12 protein-coding genes are annotated in these 12,991 nt (G+C 69.2%); 8 read left to right on the top strand and 4 right to left on the bottom strand.

Going from position 1 to position 12,991, the window contains the following annotated elements; all coding sequences use genetic code 11:
- Positions 1 to 181: 181 nt before the first annotated feature.
- The 3 genes from AC13HU_RS18030 to AC13HU_RS18040 all read left to right on the top strand — a co-directional run bounded on the left by AC13HU_RS18030 (position 182) and on the right by AC13HU_RS18040 (position 3,756).
- The gene (locus AC13HU_RS18030; RefSeq protein ID WP_483042910.1) at positions 182 to 1,072 is read left to right on the top strand and encodes an RNA polymerase sigma-70 factor; all 891 of its coding nucleotides are present in this window, start codon (positions 182 to 184) and stop codon (positions 1,070 to 1,072) included.
- Positions 1,073 to 1,340: 268 nt separating this feature from the next.
- Positions 1,341 to 1,658, top strand: coding sequence for a hypothetical protein (locus AC13HU_RS18035; RefSeq protein ID WP_483042911.1), 318 nt, complete (start codon positions 1,341 to 1,343; stop codon positions 1,656 to 1,658).
- 16 nt (positions 1,659 to 1,674) lie between these two features.
- Positions 1,675 to 3,756, top strand: a complete 2,082-nt coding sequence (locus AC13HU_RS18040) for a hypothetical protein (protein ID WP_483042912.1) — start codon at positions 1,675 to 1,677, stop codon at positions 3,754 to 3,756.
- Here the strand turns inward: AC13HU_RS18040 and AC13HU_RS18045 are convergent, their stop codons facing one another.
- From AC13HU_RS18045 to AC13HU_RS18055, 3 genes are all read right to left on the bottom strand, one after another.
- A complete protein-coding gene (locus tag AC13HU_RS18045) occupies positions 3,757 to 4,227 on the bottom strand; it encodes a hypothetical protein (protein WP_483042913.1) in 471 nt (156 codons plus the stop codon).
- Positions 4,228 to 4,384: 157 nt separating this feature from the next.
- Complete coding sequence (locus AC13HU_RS18050) at positions 4,385 to 4,855, bottom strand: hypothetical protein (protein WP_483042914.1); 471 nt, start codon at positions 4,853 to 4,855, stop codon at positions 4,385 to 4,387.
- A 156-nt stretch (positions 4,856 to 5,011) separates the two neighbouring features.
- Positions 5,012 to 5,311: a hypothetical protein gene (locus AC13HU_RS18055; RefSeq protein WP_483042915.1), complete on the bottom strand. Its 300-nt coding sequence runs from the start codon at positions 5,309 to 5,311 to the stop codon at positions 5,012 to 5,014.
- Between the two features lie 398 nt (positions 5,312 to 5,709).
- Between AC13HU_RS18055 and AC13HU_RS18060 the strand changes: the two genes are divergently transcribed.
- Together AC13HU_RS18060 and AC13HU_RS18065 are read left to right on the top strand one after the other, a co-directional pair.
- Positions 5,710 to 6,477, top strand: coding sequence for an SDR family oxidoreductase (locus AC13HU_RS18060; protein WP_483042916.1), 768 nt, complete (start codon positions 5,710 to 5,712; stop codon positions 6,475 to 6,477).
- A 339-nt stretch (positions 6,478 to 6,816) separates the two neighbouring features.
- Positions 6,817 to 8,385, top strand: coding sequence for a tol-pal system YbgF family protein (locus AC13HU_RS18065; protein WP_483042917.1), 1,569 nt, complete (start codon positions 6,817 to 6,819; stop codon positions 8,383 to 8,385).
- 106 nt (positions 8,386 to 8,491) lie between these two features.
- Here AC13HU_RS18065 and AC13HU_RS18070 read toward each other — a convergent pair whose 3' ends face one another.
- Positions 8,492 to 9,043: a hypothetical protein gene (locus AC13HU_RS18070; protein ID WP_483042918.1), complete on the bottom strand. Its 552-nt coding sequence runs from the start codon at positions 9,041 to 9,043 to the stop codon at positions 8,492 to 8,494.
- A 334-nt stretch (positions 9,044 to 9,377) separates the two neighbouring features.
- Between AC13HU_RS18070 and AC13HU_RS18075 the strand changes: the two genes are divergently transcribed.
- The 3 genes from AC13HU_RS18075 (at position 9,378) to AC13HU_RS18085 (ending at position 12,988) form a co-directional block, all read left to right on the top strand.
- Positions 9,378 to 10,382, top strand: a complete 1,005-nt coding sequence (locus tag AC13HU_RS18075) for a hypothetical protein (protein ID WP_483042919.1) — start codon at positions 9,378 to 9,380, stop codon at positions 10,380 to 10,382.
- A gap of 119 nt (positions 10,383 to 10,501) precedes the next feature.
- Complete coding sequence (locus tag AC13HU_RS18080) at positions 10,502 to 11,122, top strand: TetR/AcrR family transcriptional regulator (protein WP_483042920.1); 621 nt, start codon at positions 10,502 to 10,504, stop codon at positions 11,120 to 11,122.
- A 261-nt stretch (positions 11,123 to 11,383) separates the two neighbouring features.
- Positions 11,384 to 12,988: an MFS transporter gene (locus tag AC13HU_RS18085; protein ID WP_483042921.1), complete on the top strand. Its 1,605-nt coding sequence runs from the start codon at positions 11,384 to 11,386 to the stop codon at positions 12,986 to 12,988.
- Positions 12,989 to 12,991: the final 3 nt, after the last annotated feature.

Here is a 12,991-nt window from a genome sequence, read left to right on the forward strand (position 1 = left end):
CCGACCCCGCCCTCCGCGCCCACCTCACCGCGGAATGGCAGGCCCCCGACGCCGCCCACCGCGTCACCGGCCTCCTGGCCGTACTGCGCCCTTCCGCCGGCTGAGCCGCAGCGCCTCGCGCTCGACGGATCACCGCGGTCCACGACCCCGGCGGGGGAGCCGTTGTGGGACGCTGGGCGGCGTGACGTCAGGGACCGCCGAGGAGTTCATGGAGCACCGCCGGAGGATGTTCGGGCTGGCCTACCGGCTGCTCGGGTCCGCCGAGGAGGCGGAGGACGCGGTGCAGGACGCGTACCTGCGGTGGAGCCGCGCCGACCGGGAGGCGATCGAGCGGCCGGGGGCGTGGCTGGCCAAGGTCGTCACCAACCTCTGTGTGAACCGGCTCACCTCCGCCCGCGTCCGGCGGGAGCGGTACGTCGGGCCGTGGCTGCCGGAACCGGTGGTGACGCGCGACGGCGCGCTCGGCCCGCTGGAGTCCGCGGAGCAGCGTGACGCCGTGTCCACCGCGATGCTGGTACTGCTGGAGCGGCTTACGCCGACCGAGCGCGCGGTGTACGTGCTGCGCGAGGCGTTCGGCTACAGCCACCGGGACCTCGCCGGCGTGCTGGAACTCACCGAGGCCAACTGCCGCCAGGTGTACCGCAGGGCGGTGAAGCGCGTGGCCACACAGGAGACCCGCTTCACGCCCGTGGTCGAGCGGCAGCGCGAACTCGTCGAGTCCTTCGTCACGGCCGCGCGCGAGGGCGACCTCGCCCGCCTCGAACGGCTCCTCGCCGAGGACGTCACCTGGTGGAGCGACGGCGGCGGCAAGGTCAGCTCCGCACGGCGCCCGATCCTGGGCCGCGAGAAGGTCGTCCGCTTCATCGCGGGCACCGTCCGCAAGTTCACCGGCGCCCTCGCGGTCGACATCGTCGAGGCCAACGGCGCCCCGGCACTGGTGGTGTGGATCAGCGGTCACCTCTACACCGTCATCGCCCTGGACGTCCGCGACGACGCCATAGCCGGCGTCTGGTCCGTCCTGAACCCGGAGAAACTGTCCTTCGTTCAGCGCCAGTTGGCGACGACGGCGTAGGTCGAACGCCTGGCCAGGGCCGATTGCGCGCGCAATTCCCCGCATATCTGACAGGGCCCAAGTCGGCAGTGGTGAGCGCCTGGCGACGGTGACGCCAGGCACGGTCCCGGTCGCACCCAACGCCGGTCTCGGCGACGGCCTGCAGGCGGCGGCGCGGGCTGTTTCCGGCCGGTGTATTTGGCGACTTCGTCCCACGTGTGGGAACAGCGGTCGTGCCAGAATCCCCATGAGGTTCCGGGTGTAACACACCCATAGGGGAGGGAAGCGCATGTCGGCCGACACGTCAGAGCCAAAGGTCGCCAATCCGTTGCGGGACGAACTGGTCACGCTGAAGAGCGATCTTCAGAAGCAGATGCATGAGCTTGAGGGACTCCTCAAGAAGTCCTGTTCCGACGTGGGCGACGGTGCCACCTGGGTGGGGCCGACGGCTGATGCCTGGCATACCGAGGCGGAGGGTCGGCGCAAGGACATGATCGTGCAGCTCAAGAAGCTGATACCGCTGGTAGATGCGGAGATCGCCAAGTGCCCGCGGAAGGTCACGCCCGGTCAGGCGAAGTCCATGCAGGCCGATGCGGCTCGGCAGTAGCGACGAAAGGTAGGACATGGGAGACCACGGCAGCGGAGCGGGCAACTCGCCGAAGGGCGGAGGGAAAACAGGGACCTTCTCCGGGATCGATCCCAACAAGCTTCCCGGCACGATCAACTCGCTCAAACACGACGCGACGCGGCTGCACGACAGTGCCGCGGGTTTCACCACCCGGTTCGCCCAGCACGGCATCGACACGCAGCCACTGAGCCGACTGCTGACCATCGCACACTGGGCGGCTGACCAACTCCCGGACCTCCGCCGCAGGCAGCACCTTGCTGCGGCACTGAGCGAGTACACACCGAACACCACGATGATGTTCATCCCTGACAGCATGGTCACCCCAGGGGCGGCGGCCAAGTCCGCCAAGGACGGCAAGGCGCTCGCGAAGCGCTACGAGCAGCAGATCGGCGACCACGACGGAGCGGTCCCCCAAGACCTCTTCGCCGCGCTCGCCGCTCATTCGAAGGACGGGGACTTCCTCAACGCCTTCTATGCCGAACTCGGGCCCACCCGGCTGTCCCAGCTGTCCAGTTCGATGGCCGGCGACGCAGGAAACTCCCGCTACGCTCAACGGGCTTATGATCGCGACCTCATAGGCCGCACGTTCGGCGCGTACACCCGAATAGCGGCGGAGGGAAAGACCAGCAAGCAGAAGCGGGAATTCTGGGCGGGCTGGTTCGACAGTTTCAACCACCCAGGCCACAACTTCCGCCCGGACCTGCTGATGCCCTTCGTCGACAGCGGAACGTACGACACGGACTTCCTCGTCGCTCTTGGTGACCGCACCTTCACCACTGACAGATCCAAATCGGTCACCGATCGGATGTCCGGTGCGGGGTACTCCGACCCCTGGTCGGCCGACCACTACGTCCAGTACTTCGAGGCGCTCAGCAAGGCCCCCGAGGCGGCGGGCGAGTTCATGGCCCTGCGACCCGACATCATCGAGAACGGCCTCTACAAGGGTGGCGGCAACACCACCGACGACCGCACCAACGCCTTCGTCTCGGCGGTCAGAGCCGGCACCATCGACCTGCGCGCCACCGACACCGCACTGTCGGACCGCAATACGGCCTGGCTCATCGCCTCCAACGCGTCCCACGACTCCTCGACCGATCCCCTGCCGGCGGTTTCGCAGCTGTACTCCGAGATCATCGCCCAGCACTGGGACGACCTCGAGTACGCGATCACCTCGCCGGCGCACGACGGCTTCTGGACCGGAGACTCATGGGACCCCAAGGCGTACGCGGCCCATCAGGACCCTGCCCGCAAGGGAATCGAGATCCAGCCGGACGCGTGGAAGTCCTTCATGGAGGCGGCCATCCGTGAGCCGCATGCCGCCGCGAGCATGAGCGCGTTGTTCGAAGCAAACTCGAGCAGGCTGATCCAAGACGCAGAATCCGCGAAAGTGAAGAAGTCGGACCAGGATGCTGTGGGACTCTACAGCTTTCAAAGCGGTCTGATGAACAACTTCTACAGCACTGCTTTCGCTGACACGGAGAAGGAACTCAAGGGCGAAGCCGACGAGTGGGCTGATGAAATGAACAGTTCGCGCACGGCGTTGATCGGAACGGCCTATGCTCTCGCCAAGGGTAACCCCGCGTCAGATATCGACATGGCCAAGGAGAAGGGTCAGGAGTTCGCAACGAGCGTCCTGCAAGGCTGGATAGAGGATGTTGTCAATGTCACGCCAAATAAGGCGCCGAAGAACCTTGTTGACAGCATCAAGGGGCTTGAGAACGCAAGGTTGAAAGATGGCTGGGCCAGCACCGTCGCGTCTCACGCGTCAGTCCTGGTCGAGACCGAAGGAAACATCAAATCGATCTCTCCGGTCACCCTTCAGCTGCCTGGCGAGAAAAAGGCGCATAGGTATACGGGCGACCCTTACGGCGGGGGTGGAGGTCCGAAGTACATCAAAGGGCCGGCGACCGATTTCGTCAGCGTGCTGCGGAAGTACGGTAGCGACCAGGGGATCTCGAAGATGACGCCACTCCAACTGGACGCCTACAGCAGATGGGTTGAGGACCCTGCGGTCACGGCCCGGCTTGTCGGCCGCGGGGCCATCACCACGATCGTGGGTAGCGAGACCAGTTCGTGATCAGTGGGTGGCGGGGATGATCTGCCAGGCGAGGACGCCGCTTGGGGGGTCGCTTTCCTCCGGCATGAAGTAGAAGAACTCCAGGTCGTTGCCCGTGAAGGGGAACCGCAGGACAGCGCCGTCGCAGTTCACTTGCGGCAGGAGGTTGGGGCCGGGTGATTTCGTCCCCCAGCCCATGTGTACGGTTCCAGTCCCGGCGCAGGCTGCCTCCAGGACGTAGGCGTGGGTGTCCTTGATGGCGGGTTCCGTTTTGACGGGTGGCATGCTCTTCCGCACCGTGCCGGTCCAGTGCAGCTTGACCTGGGGTGACTTCGTGAGTTTCGCCTGTGCCTGCTGACGGAGTTGGGCCTCGCTCCGGGGCCGGGTCGGGGTGGGCTTCGGGTTGTCCTTGTGGCTGCCGGAGGAGCACCCGCTCAGCACCACGGCGATCGCGGCCGCGACACCCAGCGCGCGCCACCGACGCTTCACCATCGCGATCCCCCTACCCCTGTGTACGCGACACCTTCCGGTTCTCAACGTATCCCACCCCCCATCTGCCGCACCGGTACTCCTGAGATGCCGGGCAGCGTGGACACGTTGAGACGCTTCTGACGGCGCGAGCGAGGGCGACCTCGCAGGGGGCTCGTGATCAGTGGGTGGCGGGGATGATCTGCCAGGCGAGGATGCCGTTCGGGGGGTCGATGTCCTCTGGTGCGAAGAAGAACAGCTCCAGATCGTCGCCCGTGAAGGGGAAGCGCAGGACGGGGCCGTCGCAGTTCACTTGCGGCAGGATATTGGGGCCACGGGATTTGGTCTCCCAGTCGAAGTGCACGGTCCCGGTGCCCGCGCAGGCTGCCTCCAGGACGTAGGCGTGGGTGTCCTTGATGGCGGGTTCCGTTTTGACGGGTGACATGTTCTTCCGCACCGTGCCGGTCCAGTGCAGCTTGACCTGGGGTGACTTCGTGAGTTTCGCCTGCGCTTGCCGGCGGAGTTCGGCGTCGCTCCGGGGACGGGTCGGGGTCGGCGTGGGTTTGTCCTGGTGGTCGCCGGAGGAGCATCCGCTCAGCACCACGGCGATCGCTGCGGCGACGCCCAGGGCCCGCCACCGACGCTTCACCATCGCGAGCCCCCTGCCCCTGTGTCCCCGGCATCTTCTTGTCCTCAACGTATCCCGCCCCCCATCTGCGGCACCGGTACTCCTGAGATGCCGGGCAGCGTGGACACGTTGAGGCGCTTCTGACGGCGCGAGCGAGGGGACCTCGCAGGGGGCTCGTGATCAGTGGGTGGCGGGCATGATCTGCCAGGTCAGGACGCCGGTCGGGACGTCGGTGAACTCCTTGGCGAAGAAGAAGTTCTCAAGTTTGTTGCCCGTGAAGGGGAACCGCAGGACCCCGCCGTCGCAGTACACATCTGGCTTGACGGCGGGATCGGGGGCGTTCATCTCCCAGGCGAACCACACGGCCCCGGTCCCGGCGCAGGCTGCTTCGAGGACGTAGGCGTGGGCGTCCTTGAAGTGGGGTTCCGTCTTCATGATCCGCATGTTCTTGTTCACGGTGCCGGTCCAGTGCATTCTCACCTGGGACGACTTTGTGAGCTTCGCCTGTGCCTGCTGACGGAGTTGGGCCTCGCTCCGGGGTGGTGTGGGTGTCGGTTTGTCCTTGTGGCCGCCGGAGGAGCATCCGCTCGCTGCCACGGCGATCGCGGCTGCGACACCCAGTGTCCGCAACGCCCGCCCACGACGCTTCACCATCGCGCGCCCCCTGCCCCTGTGTTACACGACACCTCTTGCTCTCAACGTATCCCACCTCCCACCTGCCGCACTGGTACTCGTGAGGTGCCCGGCAGCGTGAACACGTCGAGACGCTTCTGCGGGCCGCCGCGGTGGCGGTGTCACGTTTGTGGGGGCCGAGCGGTTCTCAGGGGGTGACGGGTGCTCCGGCAGGGGGTGCCCCCGGCGGAGGGACGGCGACCGCGATGACGGTGACAGCGAAGGCGACGATGGTGACCGGGGGCACCGGGACGCTCGGCCGGCTGGTGGTGGAACGGCTGCGCGCCGACGGCCGTGAGGTGCGGGTGCTCAGCCGGCACGCCCCGCCGCCGTATGCCGTGGACCTGCGCGAGGGTACGGGGCTCGTGGAAGCCCTGGCCGGCACGGACACCGTGGTGCACTGCGCGTCCAACCCGCGCGGGGGCGACGAGGAGGCGGCCCGCCACCTGATCGAGGCGGCCCGGGCCGCGGAGGTGCGGCACCTGGTGTACATCTCGATCGTCGGCGTCGACCGGGTGCCGTTCGGCTACTACCGCAGCAAGCTCGCCGTCGAGCGGCTGATCGAGGAGTCGGGGCTCGGCTGGACCGTGCTGCGCGCGACGCAGTTCCACGACCTGGTGCTCCAGGTTCTGGCGGCCTTCGCGAAGCTGCCGGTCATGCTGGTCCCGGTCGGCATCCGCGACCAGCCGATCGACACCGGCGAGGTCGCCGTACGGCTGGCCGAGCTCGCGGCCGGGGAACCGGCCGGCCGGGTGCCGGACATGGGCGGCCCCGAGGTCCGGACGTTCGCCGACCTCGCCCGCGCCTACCTGCGGGCGAGCGGGCGCCGCCGCCCCCTGCTCAAGGTCCCCCTCGCCGGACGCACCTACCGGGCCTTCCGGGCGGGCGGCCATCTGACGCCCGAACACAACGTCGGCGAGGGCACGTTCGAGCAGTTCCTCGCGGAGCGTTTTCCTCCTGCGGAAAGTCGCTAGCCCGCGGCCGCGCGGGACCGCCACTCTGGGCGAGGAGGACACGTCCACCGGGGAGACGTGTCCCGATCGGCCGAGTCGGCCGGCCGGACGAGAGACGGCCGGCCGGGTCGTCCACCGCCATGCGGCGCCGTGCCGAGTACGGCGCCGTAGCGGCGCGTTGTACCGCCGTCCCTTCCGCCGCGGGCACCGTCATGGCCGCGTCTTCACCGCGTCTTCACCGCGTCGTGGCCTCGCCATGGCCGCGTACCGCTGTGGTTGGGACCCGTCCCGAGGACGGTTGCGGACAATCTGCGGCAGCGGTCAACGCCGTTGCTGGTAAGACATTTTGAGGGGATCACGATGCTTTACCCGCCAGAGATCGTCGTCTTGGGAGCCGAGCCGCCGAACCGCCCGACCCGCGATCCGTTCGCCGTCGGCCTGGCCAACGCCTCGTTCCTGAGCGTCGGTTACCTGATACTGCGGCGGCGCGGAATCGCCGTGTTCACCGGGCTGGTCAGCTTCGTGCTGCTCATCCTGCTCGGCTCCGCCTTTCGGACGGTGTGGTTCGAGGGTGTGGTCGTCGGGTGGTGGGTGCTGATGATCGTGCACGGCTGGTTCCTGGCGGGCGGGCGGCTGGGACGGCGCGCGGGAGCGGGTACGGGTGCCGGTGCCGGTGCCAGTACGGGTACGGGTGCGGGTGCTGTTGGGGGTAAGTGGTTCGACGCGGGAGGGAGTTCGGGCGGCAGCCGTCCCTCGGGGTTCCTGGACGGCTGGCGGATCGGCGGCATCCGTACCCAGCGGCTGGTCGCGTTCGGCGTGGCCATACCCGTGATGGTGGCCGTAGGGCTGCTGCGGGTCGACGCCTCCCATGCGGAAGGGACCCTCACCACCGCGCGCCACGACGGCGACTGCGCCAAGGCGGTGAGCGCGCAGAACGGCGTGTGGGTCGGCCCGCGGCTGGCCGACTCCCCGCTCACCAAGCGCGGTGAGAAGACCGTGACGGCGTGCCGCCGGCTGGCGGTGGCCAAGTCCGAGCTGCACACCGGACTGAGCGGCGACACCAAGGCGCTCCAGGCGGGGTTCAACGGCCTGTCCTCGGTCCTCACCGACCTGCCCGGCCACGAGCCGATGGTCGACTCGGTGCTCAACGGCTTCCTCAACGGCCTTCCTACCAAGGACGCCTGCCACACCGCCGCCGTCACCGACTGGCTGCGCAAGCGCAAGACGGACGGCAGCATGCTCGACCAAGCCTCCGCCGTGGTCCCGAAGACGGCGCCCGACGCGCTGCTCGGCTGCGGCGACAGCCTGCTGGCCGGCAACAACTGGACGAAGGCGAAGACCCGTTACCAGCAGGTCCTCGACCAGTACCCGCACTACACGAAGGCCGGAACCGCCAAGGCAGGCATCAAGAAAGCCCAGTTGTCGATCGAGTTGGCCAACGTCCGCAGCCTTCTCGACGCTTCGGGAGACTTGGCTCCGGGATACTGCTCGACGCCCGCGCGCTATAGCGCCGCACCCGCACGTCACAAGGGCACCAACACGGCGCTCTTCTTCGGCAATTCCACCTACACCGACAAACTCCCCGCCAACTGGCAGGCCGATGACGCCTCCGACGCCACCCTCATCGTCTGCGCGGGCGGCGTCCAGGACGGCCCCTCCGTCCAGACCTGCCCGTACAAGGGCGGTGCCTACAGCGCCTATCCGGAGGACGTGACCTTCCACAAGATCGCGATCCCCGTGAAGGTGTACGAACTGCGCACCGGCAAACTCGTCACCCGTAAGACGGTCGAGATCAGCGGCAAAAGCTGCCCCGATTCGTTGTCGTACACCGAGTACGACAACATCGACACCGGCCCGTCCTCGGACCAGTACGTGGACCCGACCAAGGCGAACATCCGGGCGGCGTTCAGCCCGCTGGTGAACCGCTGAGCGAGGTGCCGCACACGCACACGCACACGTGAACATGCCGCCGCCCCCACCGTGCTTCCGGTGGGGGCGGCGGCATGTCGTGGAGCGCCGGGGTGCTACCGCACACCTACCGGCCGACCCGCGGCAGGTTGGCGAGCGGGCCGGGCAGTTCCGTGCCGGTCTGCTGCGCCCGCAGCAGCGCGATGACCGCGCCGACGCCCGCGAGGATCAGGCTGACCCAGAAGCTGAAGCCGTGGCCGCCGGCCGGGCCGAAGTCGGAGTGGGCGAAGATCGCGATGACGTACAGCACGAAGCCGATGCCGAAGCCCAGGAACGTCAACGCCCTTGCCGGAGACGGCAGTTGAATTTGGGGCGCGAACAGACTGACCGCCAGCGCGCCGGCGCCGAGCACGGTGAGAACCATCGCGAACCACGCTATGAACAGCCCGTGGTCGAAGTGCCAGGCGCTCCAGCTCACGCTGGCCAGGTGCACGCCGTACGCACCGAAATCCCACGAGTAGTAGTCGAAGAACGAGAAGACGAGGACGATGAACCCGATTCCGAGAATCGCCCAGTCGAGCCGGTTGACCGACGCGGGGTCGAAAGAACCCCCGGACGGACCACCCGCGTTCGGCGGCGGTGTCGGCGAGCCGGGGGACGGCGGCACGTCGTGCGTCATGATCTCTTGTCTCCTCGGTGACATGCGTTGACGAAGGAACTTCGGGCGGCTGAGACTAGCGGTCCGCCGCCTACTCCGTAAGCAAGTCGGGCCGGCCTGCGTCGCATGGGTCAACTGGTCTTATGGATACGGGAGAAACCCCTGTGGCGGGAGAGCTCTTTCCGGGTGCACGGGATTTCACGGTGCGGCCGGATAACGTCCGGGATGCCCGGCGGTGAGGTTCAAACGGTGGCAAAGTCGGCGGAATTCGCTGGATCGACCAGGCGACGCGACCGGCAGACGTTCGCTAGGTTCGGCTCCCTGACGGCAAGTTGAGGCGAGCATGGAGGCGGACATGGCGGACGGTAGGCAGGAACCGGGGCGGGGCGCTTCGTGGGTGGGGCTCCCCGACCCCATGGACATCCTGACCAGCCAGGATCTCGTGCTGGACTTCGACGGCGCGATGGAACTCGCCCGCTCCTACCTCGACGTCGACGCGGGCGAGCATGCCGCCGCCGTCGCCGTACGCGCCGGAGGCTCCGACGATCCCGCCGTGCGCGTGGCCGCCGAGCTCGTCACCGCGCTGATCCTCCTCGCCGATGGCTCGTCGCGGCAGGCGGTCAAGCGCCTCAAGCCGCTGGACGGCTTCTCCGACCCGGACGTCGCCGCCGAGGTGTTCCTCATACGCGGCATGGCCCTGGAGGCCCGCGGCAAGCGGGCGGACGCCGACGCGAACTACCGGATGGCGATGGGCCTGCCGCGGGCGATGAGCGCGGGCCTGGCCGCGCTCCAGCTCGCCGGGATGGCGGTGGCCGCGGACGACCTCGACGAGGCCGGCCGGATGTTGCAGGCCGCGATGGGCTGCGGCGTGCCGGTGATCACCGCCCGGGCCGAACTCGAACTCGCCCTGGTCCTCGAACGGTCCGGCAACCGTGAAGCCGCCATCAGGCGCTACCGTGCCGCCATCGACAGCCCCCAGCAGAAGACCGCGCTGCACGCGGCGTTCAACCTCGCCGGGCTGCTGCGGGACACCGGCGACAGCCCCGAGCAACTTGAGGAGTCCCGCCACTACTTGGAGCAGGTGCACGGCACCGGGCACCCCGAGTACGCGCCCAAGGCCGCGGTCGAACTCGCCGTCGGGCTGCTCGAAGCCGAGCGCGCCGACGACGCGGTGCCGTTGCTCGACGAGGGCACCGCCTCCGCCGATCCCGCGGTCTCCTCCCTCGCGCACTTCCACCTCGGCCTCATCCTCATCGACGTCGACCAGGCCCAACAGCACCTGCGGATCGCGCAGAAGACCGGGACCGGCGAGGTGAAGACCCGCGCGGCGGAGGCGCTGAAGCTGCGGCGCGGCCACTGAACCGGTACGGGGCCGCGTCGCGTACGGCCGCCGTATCCCGTACGGCCGCGTGACGTGCGGCCTCATCCCGTGCGGCCGCGTCCCGTACGACGCCCGGCCGCGGCGCTAGCGTGGGGACGGTGACGCATGAACCGCCCCCGCGGGGGCGCCGACCGGGGGCGTCGGACACGCGCGGCGCCATCCTCGCCGCCGCGCGGCAGAAGTTCCTCGAACGCGGCTACGAAGCGGTGACCATGCGGACGATCGCCGAGGAAGCCGGCGTGGACGTCGCCCTGATCAGCTACTACTTCGGCTCCAAACGCGGGCTGTTCGGCGCGACGATGGCACTGGTGGCCAACCCGGCGGACGTGCTGACGCGGGTGTTCGACGGCGACCCCGCCACCTTCAGCCAGCGGGCGCTGCGCGCCTTGGTGACCATCTGGGACTCGGCCGACACCAGGCCCGCCCTGGAGGCGATGGTCCGTGACGCGGCGGCCGACGAGTCCCTCGCCGCGCTCGTGCGGGAGATGCTCGAACGCGAGGTGCTCGGCCGGATCGCCGACCGTATCGGCGGGGCGCACGCCCAGGCACGGGCGATGGCGTTCGGCGCGCAGATGGCGGGCATCATCATGACGCGCTACGTACTGCGCCTGGAGCCGATCGCGTCCATGCCGGTGGAGGACGTCGTACGGCACTTCGGCCCACCTCTGCGGCTCGCCCTGCAAGGCCCGCCCACCCGCAAGCGGCGGTCGCCCGCGTAACGGAGCAGCGCGGAGCAGCGCGGAGCAGCGCGGGGAAGCGCGGGGAAGGGCCGCCCCCGCGGAAGCAGCCGCACGCATGGCGCGGGAGGGCGTACTCCCGCGGGCCGCCCGGGAATTCATCAGGACCGGCGGATTCGGGGGGCCCACCGCGAAACAGCGCCGTATCACCGGCGCCGGGAATTCATCAGCGTGGCAGGCGGTGGGCGCCGCGAGGGAGCGTGAGCAGGTCAGCAACGGACTCCTGTAGGAAGAAGATCTCCCATGCGTACCGTGGACTCGCGGAGTGGAAACCCACCCGCCGCGCCGGCCACCGCGGCCGTCAGACACGGCGTGGTCCTGTTCGTCACGTGCCTCGCACTGGGCGCGGTGGTCTCGGCGATGGCCTCGCTGAATGTCGCGCTGCCCAGCCTGGCCCGCGAAACCCATGCGAACCAGACGCAGTTGTCGTGGGTCGTGGACGCGTACAGCCTCGCCTTCGCCGCATTGCTGCTGCCCGCGGGGGCGTTGGGCGACCGGTTCGGCCGCCGGCGGGCGCTGGTGGCCGGCCTCGCCATCTTCGCCGTGGGTTCGGTGCTGGCCACGTTCACCAAGGACGCGAGCCAACTCATCGCGCTGCGCGGGCTCTTGGGGATGGGCGCGGCGCTGGTGATGCCGGCGACGCTGTCCACCATCACCAGCACCTTCCCGCGTGAGCAGCGGACGAAGGCGGTGAGCGCGTGGACCGCGGTGGCCGGCGCGAGCGCCGTCGTCGGGTTGCTGACATCGGGCCTGCTGCTCCAGGAGTGGTCATGGCGCTCGGTGTTCCTGCTCAACGTGGTGCTCGCGGTGGTCGCCGCGGTCGGCACGCTGGTGTTCGTACCGGAGTCGGCGGAGGCGGAACGGCCGCGGCTGGACGTGGTCGGCGCGCTGATCGCGGTGGTCGGCCTGCTCGCCCTGGTGTACGCGGTGATCGAGGCCCCCACCCGCGGCTGGGCCGACCCGCGCACGCTCGGCGGTATCGGTCTTGGCGTGGTGGTGCTCGCGGGCTTCGTCGGGTGGGAACTGCGGCGCGAACAGCCGCTGTTGGACCCGAGGCTGTTCCGCAACCGGCGGTTCGCGGCGGGCTCGGCGTCGATCACGCTGCAGTTCTTCGTCTTCTTCGGCTTCATCTTCGTTGCCATGCAGTATCTGCAACTGGTCCGCGGCGACAGCCCGTTGGTGGCCGCGGTGAGCGTATTGCCGATGGCCGGGGCGCTGGTGCCCGCCACCCGGCTGACCCCGCGGCTGGTGGCCCGGGTCGGCGTGCGGCGGCCGTGGGTGGTCGGGCTGCTGCTGGTGGCGGCGGCGATGGTGGTGCTCTCACGGCTGGACACCGGCAGCCCCTACTGGCTGATCGTCGCCGGACTGGTCCCGCTGGGAGCCGGGATGGGCCTGGCGATGACGCCCGCGACCACCGAGATCACGGACGCGCTGCCGCGGGCGCTCCAGAACGTCGGCTCGGCGATGAACGACCTGTCGCGCGAGTTGGGCGGCGCGCTCGGCATCGCGGTGCTCGGCAGCGTGCTCAGCGCGGGCTACCGCACGCATCTGCACCTGCCGGCCGGGCTGCCGCCGCAGGCGGCGGACGCGGCCCACTCCTCCCTGGCCGGGGCGACCGTCGTCGGCGGGTCCGTCGCCGACGGAGCACGGCACGCCTTCGTGGACGGCATCCACCAGACCCTGCTGGCGGGCGCGGGCGTGGCCCTGGTCGCGGCGGTCGTCGTCGCCCTGCTCCTGCGGGGCACGTCAGCGCGCTCCACCCAGGGCGAGCAGGCCGCCGCGGCGGACGGCGCGGACCGCCTGCTGGTCGAAGCGCGCGCCAACGAGCTCCAGCCCCAGCCGCGTTGACCC

It is taken from the genome of Streptomyces sp. NH27, from assembly GCF_056859195.1.

Bases quoted from the DNA above. Each gene is read 5' to 3' on its own strand.
- AC13HU_RS18075 (WP_483042919.1), top strand. From the start codon at position 9,378: ATGGCGGACGGTAGGCAGGAACCGGGGCGGGGCGCTTCGTGGGTGGGG.
- AC13HU_RS18085 (WP_483042921.1), top strand. From the start codon at position 11,384: ATGCGTACCGTGGACTCGCGGAGTGGAAACCCACCCGCCGCGCCGGCC.
- AC13HU_RS18050 (WP_483042914.1), bottom strand. From the start codon at position 4,855: ATGGTGAAGCGTCGGTGGCGGGCCCTGGGCGTCGCCGCAGCGATCGCC.
- AC13HU_RS18035 (WP_483042911.1), top strand. From the start codon at position 1,341: ATGTCGGCCGACACGTCAGAGCCAAAGGTCGCCAATCCGTTGCGGGAC.
- AC13HU_RS18040 (WP_483042912.1), top strand. From the start codon at position 1,675: ATGGGAGACCACGGCAGCGGAGCGGGCAACTCGCCGAAGGGCGGAGGG.
- AC13HU_RS18045 (WP_483042913.1), bottom strand. From the start codon at position 4,227: ATGGTGAAGCGTCGGTGGCGCGCGCTGGGTGTCGCGGCCGCGATCGCC.
- AC13HU_RS18065 (WP_483042917.1), top strand. From the start codon at position 6,817: ATGCTTTACCCGCCAGAGATCGTCGTCTTGGGAGCCGAGCCGCCGAAC.
- AC13HU_RS18070 (WP_483042918.1), bottom strand. From the start codon at position 9,043: ATGACGCACGACGTGCCGCCGTCCCCCGGCTCGCCGACACCGCCGCCG.
- AC13HU_RS18060 (WP_483042916.1), top strand. From the start codon at position 5,710: ATGACGGTGACAGCGAAGGCGACGATGGTGACCGGGGGCACCGGGACG.